This is a genomic window from Rhodococcus sp. NPDC057135, from assembly GCF_042670865.1.
Taxonomy (GTDB): Bacteria; Actinomycetota; Actinomycetes; order Mycobacteriales; family Mycobacteriaceae; genus Rhodococcus_F.
Genome location: NZ_JBHUUU010000004.1, coordinates 379,614 through 392,988, shown reverse-complemented (window position 1 = coordinate 392,988; position 13,375 = coordinate 379,614). Strand labels below are relative to the sequence as shown.

General features: G+C 59.7%; 14 protein-coding genes. 13 read left to right on the top strand and 1 reads right to left on the bottom strand.

Features of this window, described 5'->3' with window-relative positions; genetic code table 11:
• Nucleotides 1-39 precede the first annotated feature (39 nt).
• The 13 genes from ACFT1A_RS09985 (at nt 40) to ACFT1A_RS09925 (ending at nt 12,557) form a co-directional block, all read left to right on the top strand.
• Nucleotides 40-1,161, top strand: coding sequence for a DUF5938 domain-containing protein (locus ACFT1A_RS09985; RefSeq protein ID WP_378446845.1), 1,122 nt, complete (start codon nt 40-42; stop codon nt 1,159-1,161).
• A gap of 72 nt (nt 1,162-1,233) precedes the next feature.
• Nucleotides 1,234-2,754 (top strand): AMP-binding protein, encoded by a 1,521-nt coding sequence (locus ACFT1A_RS09980; RefSeq protein ID WP_378446844.1) that lies wholly within the window; start codon nt 1,234-1,236, stop codon nt 2,752-2,754.
• Nucleotides 2,755-2,959: 205 nt separating this feature from the next.
• Nucleotides 2,960-4,339 (top strand): MFS transporter, encoded by a 1,380-nt coding sequence (locus ACFT1A_RS09975; protein WP_378446843.1) that lies wholly within the window; start codon nt 2,960-2,962, stop codon nt 4,337-4,339.
• Between the two features lie 139 nt (nt 4,340-4,478).
• Nucleotides 4,479-5,021 carry a VOC family protein gene (locus tag ACFT1A_RS09970; RefSeq protein ID WP_378446842.1) on the top strand — a complete coding sequence of 181 codons (543 nt, stop codon included), beginning with the start codon at nt 4,479-4,481 and terminating at the stop codon, nt 5,019-5,021.
• A gap of 2 nt (nt 5,022-5,023) precedes the next feature.
• Nucleotides 5,024-5,788, top strand: a complete 765-nt coding sequence (locus ACFT1A_RS09965; RefSeq protein ID WP_378446841.1) for an SDR family NAD(P)-dependent oxidoreductase — start codon at nt 5,024-5,026, stop codon at nt 5,786-5,788.
• A complete protein-coding gene (locus tag ACFT1A_RS09960; RefSeq protein ID WP_378446840.1) occupies nt 5,778-6,698 on the top strand; it encodes a 3-keto-5-aminohexanoate cleavage protein in 921 nt (306 codons plus the stop codon). Before ACFT1A_RS09965 ends, ACFT1A_RS09960 begins: the two co-directional genes overlap by 11 nt.
• The gene (locus tag ACFT1A_RS09955) at nt 6,685-7,113 is read left to right on the top strand and encodes a hypothetical protein (RefSeq protein ID WP_378446839.1); all 429 of its coding nucleotides are present in this window, start codon (nt 6,685-6,687) and stop codon (nt 7,111-7,113) included. The genes ACFT1A_RS09960 and ACFT1A_RS09955 overlap by 14 nt, the downstream gene beginning before the upstream one ends.
• Nucleotides 7,113-7,547: a hypothetical protein gene (locus ACFT1A_RS09950; protein WP_378446838.1), complete on the top strand. Its 435-nt coding sequence runs from the start codon at nt 7,113-7,115 to the stop codon at nt 7,545-7,547. The genes ACFT1A_RS09955 and ACFT1A_RS09950 overlap by 1 nt, the downstream gene beginning before the upstream one ends.
• Entirely contained in the window at nt 7,544-8,539 is a 996-nt protein-coding gene (locus ACFT1A_RS09945; protein WP_378446837.1) for a dihydroxyacetone kinase subunit DhaK, read from the top strand. The genes ACFT1A_RS09950 and ACFT1A_RS09945 overlap by 4 nt, the downstream gene beginning before the upstream one ends.
• Nucleotides 8,540-8,569: 30 nt before the next feature.
• A complete protein-coding gene (dhaL, locus tag ACFT1A_RS09940) occupies nt 8,570-9,202 on the top strand; it encodes a dihydroxyacetone kinase subunit DhaL (protein WP_378446836.1) in 633 nt (210 codons plus the stop codon).
• Complete coding sequence (locus ACFT1A_RS09935) at nt 9,199-10,092, top strand: 3-keto-5-aminohexanoate cleavage protein (RefSeq protein ID WP_378446835.1); 894 nt, start codon at nt 9,199-9,201, stop codon at nt 10,090-10,092. The genes dhaL and ACFT1A_RS09935 overlap by 4 nt, the downstream gene beginning before the upstream one ends.
• Nucleotides 10,085-11,815 (top strand): IlvD/Edd family dehydratase, encoded by a 1,731-nt coding sequence (locus tag ACFT1A_RS09930; protein ID WP_378446834.1) that lies wholly within the window; start codon nt 10,085-10,087, stop codon nt 11,813-11,815. The genes ACFT1A_RS09935 and ACFT1A_RS09930 overlap by 8 nt, the downstream gene beginning before the upstream one ends.
• Complete coding sequence (locus ACFT1A_RS09925; RefSeq protein WP_378446833.1) at nt 11,802-12,557, top strand: SDR family oxidoreductase; 756 nt, start codon at nt 11,802-11,804, stop codon at nt 12,555-12,557. Before ACFT1A_RS09930 ends, ACFT1A_RS09925 begins: the two co-directional genes overlap by 14 nt.
• 5 nt (nt 12,558-12,562) lie before the next feature.
• Here ACFT1A_RS09925 and ACFT1A_RS09920 read toward each other — a convergent pair whose 3' ends face one another.
• A complete protein-coding gene (locus ACFT1A_RS09920; protein ID WP_378446832.1) occupies nt 12,563-13,348 on the bottom strand; it encodes an IclR family transcriptional regulator in 786 nt (261 codons plus the stop codon).
• Between the last annotated feature and the right edge of the window lie 27 nt (nt 13,349-13,375).

The following is a 13,375-nucleotide window of genomic DNA, read 5'->3' as shown; positions in this document are numbered from 1 at the left end:
CCCTCCTCTCGTCTCACGTCTCCGAAAGGTTCCACGAACATGTCCGAAAAGAAGCCAGTCATCGTCTACGGCGTCTCCGGGTACACCGGCCGTCTGGTGTGTGAATACCTGCGCGAGTTCAACATCCCGTTCATCGCGGCCGGCCGCGACGCCGCTCGCATTCAAGAGGTTCTCGACAAGATCCCCGGTTTGGACACCGTCGATCACGAGGTCGTCGAGGTCGAGCACACGGTCGAGGCGCTCACCGAACTGTTCACCGGTGCACAGGTTGTCAGTAACATGGTCGGCCCGTTCATCAAGCTCGGCGGCACCGTCGTCGAGGCCGCCTTGAATGCCGGTTGCCACTACATGGACACCACCGGTGAGCAGGACTGGGTACTCGATGTCCAGGAGAAGTTCAGCGACAAGTACCAGGAGAAGGGCCTGCTCCTCTCGCCCGGCATCGCTCAGATGTACACGACCGGTGAGATCGCGGCCAACATCGCATTGGAAACGCCGGGCCTCGACACGCTCGACATTCTGGTGCTGTGGAAGGGATTTCCCACTTATGCGTCCACTCAGACGATCTTCACCATCCTCAAGGCGAACTGGTACTACCTCGAGCAGAACAAGTACGTGCAGTGGGCGCCCGGTCAGACTTTCGACGTCGTCGTTCCCGGCCAGCACGAAACCGCGCTGGCTTTGCCGTGGGGCGGAACGTGTCACCCGGTGTGGTTCAAGAACGATCCTCGGGTTTCCAACGTCAAGGCTGCTGGCGGTGTGTTCGACCGCACCGTGATGGAAGGCGTTGTCGCGACTCAGAAGATCGTGGAAGAGCAGATCAAGACCCTGCCCGCCGACGAGCAGGAAGCTGCCTTGGCCGAGATCGCAGGTTCGGTGCAGGCCGGCATGCCACCGCGTGAGAACCCACGCATCAACACCTCGATGGACTCCGTCTACGCGTCCGGCCCGCTCGGTCGCTCACACGTCGTGATCCACGGCAACTGCAACTACAAGCAGACCGGACTCCTGCACGCATACGCAGCGCACTCGTTGCTTCAGCAGGCGCCCAAGCGCACCGGACTCGCCTCGGCCTGCCAGGCATTCGGGCATCGCGAACTGCTCGGCGCGCTACGCAGTTTCGGGCTGGCACTGGAACCGGAAGTAACCATCAACACCTAGTCCACGCCCTCGTCATCACGTTCACGGCTCCCGGCGTACATCGCGCCGGGAGCCCCGCCCTGGAGGCTCCCCATGCGTTTGACCGACTATCTCGACAAGGGAGCCTCTCTTGGTTCCACCGCACCGTGTTTGACGATGGGGGAGCGCACTCTCTCCTACGGCGAGGTGCAACAGTTCAGCCGTCGCTTCGCAGCTTCGCTAGCGGCATCGGGCATCGCGCCGGGTGAGAAGGTCGCGATTCTGTCCGGCAATGATCCGATCTCGTTCTCGTGCGTATTCGGAATAAGCCGGGCCGGCGGCGTCTGGTGTCCGATCAATCCTCGCAACGAAGCTGCGGAAAACCGAGATCTGTTGGATCTGTTCGATTGTCGGGCTCTCTTCTTCCAGAAGTCGTACGCCCCACTGGTCGACCAGATCAAGGATGCGCTTCCCCAGTTGGTGACGCTCGTCTGCATCGACGGCGAATGGGATTCGGCTCAGTCTCTCGAAAGCTGGCTCGGGGAAGAAGAACTCGACGTCGTTGCGCCCGACGACGTCACCATGCTGGTCGGCACCGGTGGTACGACGGGTCGGCCCAAGGGTGTGATGCTGACCGGGCACAACATCGAGACGATGACGGCCATCACCTTGATGAGCTATCCGTTCGAAGGACGACCGGTGTATCTGGCGCTGGCGCCGTTGACTCATGCCGCCGGCGTTCTGTGCTTCCCGATCATGGCCCTCGGCGGCGAAGTGGTGATCATGCCGAAGCCCGACCTCGGGTACTTCCTCGCGAATGTTCAGAAGCACAGGGTGACTCACACCTTCCTGCCGCCGACGCTCATCTACATGCTGCTCGAGCACGAGGACCTCGCGGCAACGGATCTTAGCCCGCTGCAGTGTTTCTGGTACGGCGCGGCACCGATCTCCCCGACCAGGCTCGAGGAGGCGATCGACAAGATCGGCCCGGTCATGGCTCAGCTGTTCGGGCAAAGTGAAGCCCCCATGATGATCTCGACGATGTCACCGAAGGAGCACTTCGGCTCCGACGGCACTGTCGCAACGTCACGACTTTCCTCGGCGGGTCGACCGTCACCTCTGGTGACCGTGGGGATCATGGACGACAAAGGCACACTGCTCGGACGTGGCGAGCGTGGTGAGGTGGTGATTCGCAGTTCGTTGGTGATGGCGGGCTATTACAAGAACCCCGACGCAACCGCGGAAGCGTCAGCCCACGGCTGGCATCACACCGGCGACATCGGGTACCTGGACGAGGACAATTTCCTGTTCATCGTCGATCGCGCCAAGGACATGATCATCACGGGCGGTTTCAACGTCTACTCGGTCGAGGTCGAGCAGGCGCTCATGGCGTACCCGGGGATTCAGGACTGCGGAGTGATCGGGTTGCCGGACGACAAGTGGGGAGAACGTGTTGTGGCAGTGGTGCAGCCACACCTCGGCGCCGAAATCGACGGCGCCGAGGTAATGGCTTTCGTGAAGGCTCGCATCGGAAGTGTGAAGACTCCGAAGCAAGTCATCGTCTGGGACGATCTACCTCGCTCCAAGGTCGGCAAAGTTCTCAAGAACGAGATCAAGAGCGAGCTGACTGGCTGAATACCCTCGGGACGCCTATGTTTCACCGCGCGGAGTGCCTGTCGAAACCGACAGGCACTCCGCTTTCTTGTCACCCCGGCTGGTCGATTGCTCACGAATCGAGTACCGATCATCGGGAATCGTGTCTGTGAAGTTCGAATCGCCACCCGCATCGTCTCTGTGTCAGCCATCACAATGATGTGTTCGAATGAGTACGAGGTGAATCATGCGTCACGAAAGAACAGTCACCGAGCAACTTCCCCTTCCGGCCAGGACCGTCCGGAAGGTCATGCTCCGCTTCATGCCGGTCATCGGATTGGCATACATCGTCCTGTATCTCGACCGATTGAACATCGGCGTTGCAGCATTGACGATGAACAAAGAACTCGGAATATCGGCCTCGATGTTCGGGTTTGCGGCCGGAATCTATTTCTGGAGTTACACGATCTGCGAACCCCCGAGTAACTACATCCTCACAAAGGTCGGTGCGCGGCGCTGGATTACACGAATCATGATCACGTGGGGCGTGGTCACCATCGGAACCGCGTTCGTGCAGGGCGCCAGCGGCCTGGTGGCAGCCCGCTTTCTATTGGGTATTGCCGAGGCAGGATTTTCGCCCGGCATGCTGTTCTTCGTCTCCAAATGGTTCCCAAACCGGGATCGAGGCAAAGCCATGGCTTGGATCGTGACCTTCATCTGCATCTCAGGTTTGGGCACTCCGATCACGACGCATCTGATGGCAATCGACGGCTTTCTCGGGCTTTCCGGCTGGCGATGGGTATTCATCCTCACCGGCGTCCCCGCTGTCGTCATGGCCTTTGTGATCTACAAGGTTCTGCGGGACAAGCCTTCCGAGGCTGAGTTTCTTACCGAGGAGGAACGTGGTTGGCTCACCGATACGCTCGAGTCGGAGGCACAAGAGCGCGAAGCGGTTGTCGGTAAGCACAGCTTCCTCCAGGGACTCGTGCACCCACGCGTCCTGGTGTTGATCGCCGTGTTCATTTGTTTCACGTTCAGTCTCAATGGTTTCCAGATTTGGATGCCGCAGATTTACGCACAGTTCGGGATGAGCACCAATCAGATCGGATGGGTTGCCGCCCTACCTGCACTGATTGCGATCGGACCGATGATCTGGTGGACACGTCATTCAGATCGTGCCGGCGAGCGCCCCGTGCATTTCGCCATCGCCGCATCAGTCGCAGCACTCGGATTCGCCATCGCTGCATTGTTCTTCACCACGCCGGTCGTGGCAATCTTCGGATTCTGCATTGCCGGAATCGGGCTCTACAGTTCGATGAGCATCTTCATCACCATGCCCTCGAGCTTCCTCACCGGTGCTGCCCTTGCAGCAGGTTTCGGTGTGATCAACGGAATGGGTAACCTCGGCGGCTATTTCGGGCCACAGGTGACCGGCTGGATCAAGGATGCGACCAACAGCTTCACGCCGGCAATCGGGGTGTACTCCGCAGTACTGGCGACCGCAGCTCTGATCGTTTTGTTGCTCAAGGTGATCACCAGAAAGGCCGACAAGGCGAACGCGCAACTGACGCTCGACTACCGGGCAGAGCGCGACGCCGGAACCTTGGTTGCACCCGAGCAGGGTTGAGCAAAAGATTTTGATCGGAAGATTCCCGATCAACGGGACTTCTTGGTTCTTTATGCGCGCACGCGCAAGACATCATCACTTATCTGGATCACAGCCGTCGGCCAGGGAATTCGTCGGCAAAACGACAAACGAGGAATTCGTGAGTAGATACTTCGGGCCTTTACGCCAATTGGGATACGTCGTCAACGACATCGACAGTGCGCTGAAGCATTGGATCGACGTTGTCGGTGTCGGACCCTTCTTCTTCGTGGACGACCAACCGTTGAACGACTTCGTCTTCCGCGGCAAGCCAAGTGCCCCGCGATTCAGCGTAGCGCTGGCTCACAGCGGATGCGCACAGATCGAGCTGATTCAGCAGCACAACGACGAGCCGTCAGCGTTTCGCGAGTTCGCTGATCGAGGCTTCGAAGGACTTCAGCATATTGCTTACTGGACAACCGATTTCGATCGGCACTTGGAGGAATCCAAGAATCGAGGACTTGTCGAATTGCAGAGTGGTAGGTCTGGCAGCGGCGCGCCGGACGAGCGATTCGTGTACTTCGAGGACGGCCCGTATCCGGGAACGGTCGTCGAACTCTCAGAAATCAGCGGCAGGAAGGGCGATCTGTTTCGCGCAGTCGAGGCCGCGTCGAGGGATTGGGACGGGTCGAACCCCATTCGCGACATGAGGAAGGTGCTGTAGTCGTGACCAGGAAAGTAGCGATCGTCACTGGTGGCGCGTCCGGGATCGGACTGGCAACGTGCAAACGATTTGTCGAGTTGGGTTGGAACGTCATCTCCGCCGACCTGTCACACCAACCGGGAGGCGCTGCGACAGAATCAGATACACGGACAGTCGGTGTTCGAGTGGATGTCACCGATGAGGGTGACATCCGTCGGCTCCGCGACGTTGCCGAAGAAGCATTCGGTCGCGTCGACACGGTTGTAACCTCGGCGGGAACCGCCGACAACGCGCCGATCCGGCAAACCACGCCCGATCGATTCAGGCGAACGCTCGAGCTGAACCTCGTTTCTACCTTTGGTGTGATCAGAGAGTTCGTGGATTTGCTCGCAGGAGATAGCGGGGGATCGGTGGTGACGATTGCCTCGGTATCCGGCCTTCGCGGCAGCGTGGATCGTGCTGCCTATTCCGCTTCGAAAGGTGGTGTGGTCGCGTTGACAGCGCAACTTGCGATCGAGTTGGCGAGCGAGGGAATCCGAGTCAACTGCGTCGCACCTGGTTCGACGCTGACCCCGCTCGCCCGCCGGGCTCAGAGTCCCGAAATGCAGAGCGCGATCTTGCAATCGATCCCGTTACGCCGGTACGCGGACCCGTCTGAGATTGCCGAAGTCGTGACTTTTGTCGCCGGACCCACCGCCGGTTTCGTAACGGGTCAGACGTGGACAGTCGACGGAGGTCAGTCGATGACGGCCGGTTGGAATCTTCAGAAGGAGCGACATGAATCTTGATGCAATGTCGAGTGCAACCGAGAAACCCGTGGTCATCGGAGTTCACGTCAATGAGAACACCATGCGAGTACCCAATCCTCACATTCCGTGGACTCCCAGCGAAATAGCCGACGCTGCCCGCGCTTGTGAGGATGCAGGGGCGTCATTGATGCATTTTCACGGTCGTACAGTGGACGGCGCCGCCGATCACTCGGCGGCAACCTACGGGGCGATCATCGAGCGAGTTCGGACGGTCTCGAATCTACTGCTGGCGCCGTCGATGGCTAACGTTCCCGGGTTCACAGTCGAGGAGAGGCTGTCGAATCTTGCCCCGAATCAGGGTGATCCGAGTAGACGTTCGGATTTTCTGGTCGTCGATATGGGTTGTGCGGCGATGGATTTGATCGATGTGACGACGGGCCGTTACACAACCGATTCCAGAGTCTTCGTCAACGACACGGGGACGCAGATCGAGTTGCTCTCGCGTGCTCAGGAATTGGGAATGGTGCCGTACCAGACGTCCTTCAACGTGAGTTGGACGCGGGCGATTTTTGCTCACGAAAGGGTGCGGAATTTGCTGTCACCATTGGTAATTGCGTTCATTCTCGGCGGTGACGAGTTTCCCGCAGCGCATCCGGCGACGGCAGCAGGACTGAGTGCACAACTGGATCTCCTTCCGACAGATCTGCCAGTGGAGTGGATTGTCTCAGCCTACCGCGGCAATGTTCTTGCAGCAGCGGAAGAGTCGATCAAGCGTGGTGGCCACGTGGCAATCGGCGTCGGTGACTACCACTACGCAGAACTGGGATACCCCTCCACCCCCGATCTGGTCGCAGAAGTTGCCGCGATTGCACGGAAGTACGGACGCGAACCTGCAAGTCCTGATCAGGCCCGTCGAATTTTAGGGGTGGATGTCCATGCGCATAGTTGAAACCGAAGGCGTCGAACCCACTTTGGTGTTTGCATCGAACGGAACGAGAGTGTGGATCATGGATTCGATCGCGTTCGCTTCTTCGGCTCAGGCCGGTGACGTGATCGTGACCGGGTCACACGGAGGGGCCAGTGCCGGAGAGTACGCCGTCGAGTTCGGCGTTCGTGTTGTCGTGTGCAACGACGCGGGCGTGGGGAAGAACCGGGCCGGAATCGCAGGTTTGGCTGCGGTCGACGCGGATGGAATCGCCGGAATCGCAGTGGGACACGAAAGTTCGCGTATCGGAGACGGCAACGACGTGTGGGAGTGCGGCATCGTCACCTATGTCAATCCGACTGCAATCGCTGCTGGAGTCCGTATAGGCAGGCATGTTTCCGAAGAAGTTCTGGCACTGGTCGAAAGGAGCGTCGACTGATGTTTCGGAACATTGTCGGTGTGGAGAACGGTAGACAGATCGTTGTCATGGACAGTATGTCGCAGATCGAACGCTCGGATCGCGATCGCATCGTAGTGGCAGCCTCCAACGGTGGTCAAGAGTCGGGGCGGATGGCGATTGCCACGGGCTGCGCTTTGGCCGTCCTGAACGACGCGGGAATTGGTAAAGACGAAGCGGGGATCATCGGGATCATCCGGATGGGAGAGGCGGGGCTTGCCGGTGTCGCCGTCAGCCACGACTCTGCCGAAATCAGCAATGGAATGGATATGTGGCACAACGGAACTGTTTCCTACGTCAACGAGCCCGCAGAGTCAGCAGGGATACGAGTCGGTGACAACGTTCGTACGTGCGTGAGTGCGTTCGCCGTTCGATTCCCTCTGGGAAACACCTCGGGATCCGAGAGTTCGTCGTGATCGGCCATGTGGTCAACAGACCAGAGGATGCGGTCCGCGAAGCGCTCGAAGGACTTCAGATTCTGCACCCGGAAACGCTCTCGTACCATCGCGATCCGGCGTACGTGACTCGCGCGTTGGTGGCCCGAGATAAAGTTGCGCTGGTATCAGGTGGCGGGTCCGGTCATGAACCGCTACACGCGGAGTTCGTCGGATCCGGCATGCTGGACGCAGCAGTTCCGGGATCGGTCTTCGCCAGCCCCACAGCCTTTCAGATCCGCGCGGCAGTCGAGGCTGTCGAGACCGGCCAAGGCGCCCTTCTCATCGTGAAGAACTACACCGGGGACAAACTGAATTTCTCGATCGCGGCCGAGTTACTCGGAACAGAGCGGCAAGTGGAGATCGTGATGGTCGACGACGACCTCGCGACGGCGACAGAAGACGAGGGTGGACCCGGGCGTCGTGGCACCGCTGCAGTGATTGCCGTGGAAAAGATGTGTGGGGCGGCCGCTGAACGACACTGGGCGCTTCCAGAGATCGCTGACCTGGGACGACGGGTGGGGTTGGCGTCGGCGACGTTGGGTGCAGCTTTCCGTTCGTGTACGCCGCCCGGACACGATCGTCCGTCATTTGAACTGGCGCCGGGGGAGATGGAGTTCGGCGTCGGAATCCATGGCGAGCGTGGGCGGGAGACGCGTCCGACCGTTCCCGCTGCCGAACTAGTCGCGCAATTGTCAGCGCCGATACTCGCAGCGATCGGGACAAAGCGCGGGGACGGTGTGATCGCGATCGTCAACGGACTGGGAGCAACTCATGGACTCGAACTGTCCATTGCCACTTCGGAATTGAAGGCGTTTCTCGCAGCTTCCGGTATTGGTTTGGATCGCGTGATCGCAGGCTCCTTCGTTACTGCATTGGATATGCACGGGCTTTCGATCACTCTTGTCCGTTCGACAGAGGAGTTTTTGGATTTGTGGGATGCGCCCGTGCGGACGCCTGCACTCGCTTGGTAATTCGAATGCGCACTAATGGAAAAGAGCTTCATGATGACAATGTTGAGCGTCGAGGGCACTCGGTCATGGATCGATCGATTCGCCGACGCCGCCGAAGATCAATTCGATTCCCTGACAGATTTGGACAGGCTCGTCGGAGACGGAGATTTCGGAATGAATCTGCGAACGGGTCTGCGAAGTGCGGTGCAGCGACTCCGTTCTGATCCGCCGACCACCCCTGGTGGGGTGTTCGCCCGTGCGTCGGATGCGTTTCTCGACATCGGGGGTACCAGCGGCCCTCTTCTCGGTCTGTGGTTCGGCCGGATCGGAGCAGTCCCTGGAATTGACGTGACCGTACAAGACTTTGCTTCTGCTCTGAACACGGCGACAACCGCGGTGCAACGTCTGGGCAATGCTCAGGTGGGTCACAAAACCATGGTCGACGCCATGGTCCCGGCGACCCGCGCCATGATCGATGCGGCAGCTCACGGGTCGAGTGCCTCTGTCGCATTGGACGCCGCTGCGACAGCTGCCAAGGTGGGGGCCGAATCGACTCGCGACATGCTCGCTCGTCGAGGGCGTGCGTCCTATGTCGGCGAACATGCCCGGGGTGTCGAGGATCCCGGGGCATCGGCGATAGCCATGTTCTTCGCCGCAGCCAACAACACGAGCGTTGTGGCATGACCGATCTGCGAAACAAGGTCGTCGTGACAGTTGCCCCGACGGGTGGCTTCCTCACTGCTGCTGACAATCCGTTCATTCCGACCCAGCCCGAGCAGATTGCGGCGGACGTCGCGCGGTGCCACAGTGCCGGCGCGAGCGTGGCAGCGCTTCATGCTCGAAGACCAGACGATCAAGCGACCTGTGATGCCGCAATCTATCGGCAGATGAATGCGCTTGTCCGCCAGCGCTGCGACATCGTGGTGAACAACTCGACCGGCGGTGGTGTCAACGGTGACATGGTGCGAGTCTGCAATGACGGGACGCGCGTCGTGGACTGGGATGCGAGGCTGCAGGGCCTGCACGGTGGTGCAGACACGTGCACGCTGGACGCGATTACGGCCTACGTGACCTCGCCGGTCGGTGAGGTACTGATGGACACGCCACCGAGTCGTGCCGCAGAACTGGCGGCGTCCATGCGCGAGCTCGGAATCAAACCTGAATGGGAGGCGTTCAGCCCGTCGCATCTTCTTCAGGAGATACGCGCGTTGACCGACGGAGTGCCCGGTCCACACCTCGTCAATCTGGTACTCGGACTTGATCAAACCTTTCAGAATGCGATGCCGTACTCTCCGAAGATCCTGCAGCAGATGGTGGAATATCTGCCGGAGAAGTCCGTCTTCTCCGTGAGTATCAGTGGGCCCGATCAACTGCGCGGCTTGACCCATGCGCTCGTTCTCGGCGGGCACGTGCGCGTGGGGATCGAAGACTATCCGTTTCTCCAGAACGGTGACCCGGCGGAGAATGTTCGTTTGGTGGAGAACATCGTCCGTATCGTCGAGCGGCTCGGATTGCAGCCTGCAACACCCGGGGAAGCGCGGGCAATCCTTGGGTTGGGAGGTCCCGATGAATAGAACGCCGACGAGTCGAACACTGCGGTCGCAGGATTGGTTCGGAGGCAATGACCTCAATGCATTCATCCACCGATCCTGGATGAAGAATCAGGGCATCCCAGATCGGATGTTCGACGGTCGACCGGTTATCGGAATCTGCAACACGTATTCAGAGCTCACGCCTTGTAATGCTCACTTCAGGGATCTGGCGGAGCACGTGCGTCTGGGCATTATCGAAGCGGGCGGCTTCCCGGTCGAGTTTCCAGTGATGTCGCTGGGTGAGACGATCATTCGCCCGACCACGATGCTCTATCGCAACCTCGTCAGTATGGACGTAGAGGAGTCGATTCGAGCCAACCCGATCGATGGTGTCGTGCTGCTCTGCGGTTGCGACAAAACCACTCCAGCACTTGTGATGGGTGCAGCCAGCTGCGACCTCCCCACCATTGTCGTATCCGGTGGACCCATGTTGAACGGCCGTCATCAAGGTCAGACTGTCGGATCTGGAACCTCGGTGTTCGAGATGAGTGAAGCAGTGCGAGCCGGTTGTATGAGCGAATGTGAGTTCAGAGCAGCGGAATCGGCGATGTCCCGATCACCGGGGCACTGCAACACGATGGGCACGGCGTCCACGATGGCGTCGATTGTCGAGACTTTGGGCCTCACGCTTCCCGGTAACGCTGCGATCCCAGCAGTGGATTCGCGGCGACGTGTACTTGCACGCGACAGCGGCGTGCGAATCGTGGAGATGGTCTGCGAGAATCTCACGATGTCTTCGGTCGTCGACCGAAATTCATTCGAGAATGCAATCAAAGTGAACACGGCCATCGGTGGGTCCACCAACGCTGTGGTGCACTTGCTTGCCATCGCCGGAAGGCTGGAAATTCCCCTAGAGCTCAGCGATTTCGGTGTGCAGAGTCGTGACGTTCCCCTGCTGGTCAACCTCATGCCCTCGGGTACCTACTTGATGGAAGATTTCTTCTACGCCGGCGGACTACCTGCGGTGATCGCCGAGCTCGGAGATATCCTCCATCTGGACGCCGCCACGGTTACCGGAAAGACGCTCGGTGAGAACAACTCCGGCGAGATAGTGTGGGACCGCGAGGTCATTCGTAGCACGACGGCGCCATTGCTGGAGCAAGCCGGCATAGCTGTATTGACCGGCAACCTCGCGCCGAATGGTGCAGTGATCAAGCCTTCTGCGGCATCGCCGAAGTTGCTCAGCCACGTGGGGCGTGCAGTCGTGTTCCACGGAATGGACGACTTCACGGCGCGCGTAGACTCGCCGGATCTCGATATCGAGGCCGACGACGTCATCGTCCTCACCGGCGCGGGGCCGAAGGGGTTTCCGGGTATGCCAGAAGTAGGTAATCTGCCACTCCCTCGAAGGCTGCTAGAGCAGGGCGTGCGAGACATGGTCAGGATCTCTGATGCACGAATGAGTGGAACCGCCTTCGGCACAGTCGTTTTGCACGTTGCACCCGAAGCGGAAGCGGGTGGACCCCTCGCCGCCGTTCAGGATGGTGATTTGATCGAGTTGGACGTTGCTCGTGGGGTTTTGCGTGTACTCGTCGACGATGACGAGCTGGCCAGGCGTCTCGAGGCGTTGCCGCCACGCGTACAAAGGAGCACTAGTGGGTATCAACGACTGTTCGTAGATCATGTGATGCAGGCTGACCGCGGGGTCGATTTCGATTTCTTGGTAGGCAGGCGTGGAACGGAGGTACACGGTGACAATCACTGAGCGAACCGGCCGAGTCGTGGTCGTGACCGGTGCAGGGTCGGGTCTCGGCCGCGCAATGGCCACAGCTCTACTCGACGCCGGACACCATGTCGTACTGGCTGGTCGAAACAGCGCGAGCTTGGAAGCTACAGGTGCGGGTCACGAGCGCGCAGTGGTAGTTCCCGCTGATGTGTCCTCGGCCGAATCGGTTCACCGGTTGTTCGCGTTCGTGTCGGAACGTTTCGGCAGACTCGATGTGCTTGTCAACAACGCTGGGACATTCGGGCCGTCGGGGAGTGTGGACGAAATCGACCCTGAAGCGTGGAACGCGACAGTCGCAGCCAACCTCACCGGTGTATTCCTCTGTGCGCGTGAAGCGATTCGGATCATGAAAACTCAGGATCCGGGAGGAGGTCGGATCATCAACAACGGTTCGCTTTCTGCTCACACACCCCGGCCCGACAGTGCCGCATATACCGCGACCAAACACGGTGTGTCAGGGTTGACGAAGTCGATCTCTCTCGACGGCCGAGAGTTCGACATCTGTTGCAGTCAAATCGATATCGGTAATGCAGCGACTGACATGACTGCGGGAATCGGCCACTCTGCCCGACAAGCTGACGGCACAACCAGGCCGGAGCCGACATTCGATCCTCGTCATGTGGCGGACACCGTTGTGCGACTGATCGATCTACCACTCGACGTGAATGTCCCGACTCTGACGATCATGGCCAACCGAATGCCGTACGTCGGGCGGGGTTGACGGCGTCAGCGTCGTTGTAGAACAGGGCGGACGACGGACTGGGCACTCGAGAGATCTCGTGAGATGGCGATTGCCGTCGTCCGCACCGCCGCGTCGATACGGGTCAGATTGATTCGGCCGGCCATGCCGGAAATGGAGATAGCGCCGAGGACGTCTTCGTCGGGGCCGAATATGGGCGCTGCGGCGCCGACGATCCGGGGAAACGCTTCCTGGCGGTCGAAGGCGACACCACGCTTGCGAACACGATCCAGTTCTCGGTGGAAGAGTTCGGGATCAGTGATGGTGTTCTCGGTGTGTGCTTCGAGGAGAGTGGGCATCGCGAAGTCGGCGGAGTCTGTGAACGCCAATACTGCTTTGCCTGAACAACTTGCGTGTGCAGGCCAGCGACCGCCGATCTGTTGCGGAAGGCGTGGTCCGTCGTCACCTCGGAAGACATCCAGGTAGACGACGTCGAAACCGTCCAGCACAGCGAGGCCCACGTTGTGTCCGGTTGCTTCACGCAATGCCGAGAGGTGTCGTCGCGCTGCTTCGCGGAGGTTTCGCTGCCGTGGAACAGATTCACCGATCTCGAACAAAAGGAGGCCGAGGCGGTAGTTGGTTCCTTGCCGTTCGAGCAACCCAACTCGGACGAGATCGTCGACCATTCGATACACCGTTGTTTTTGCCATACCCGTTCTACGAACCAGCGCTGCGGCGCTGAGAACGCCTGAGCTGTCACGAAATGTCTTCAAGATCGCGGTGGATCGACCAATTGCGGAAATTTCGCCATCGGCCCGATGAATGGGACTCACCGAACTATTCTGTCTGCCTGATGCGCG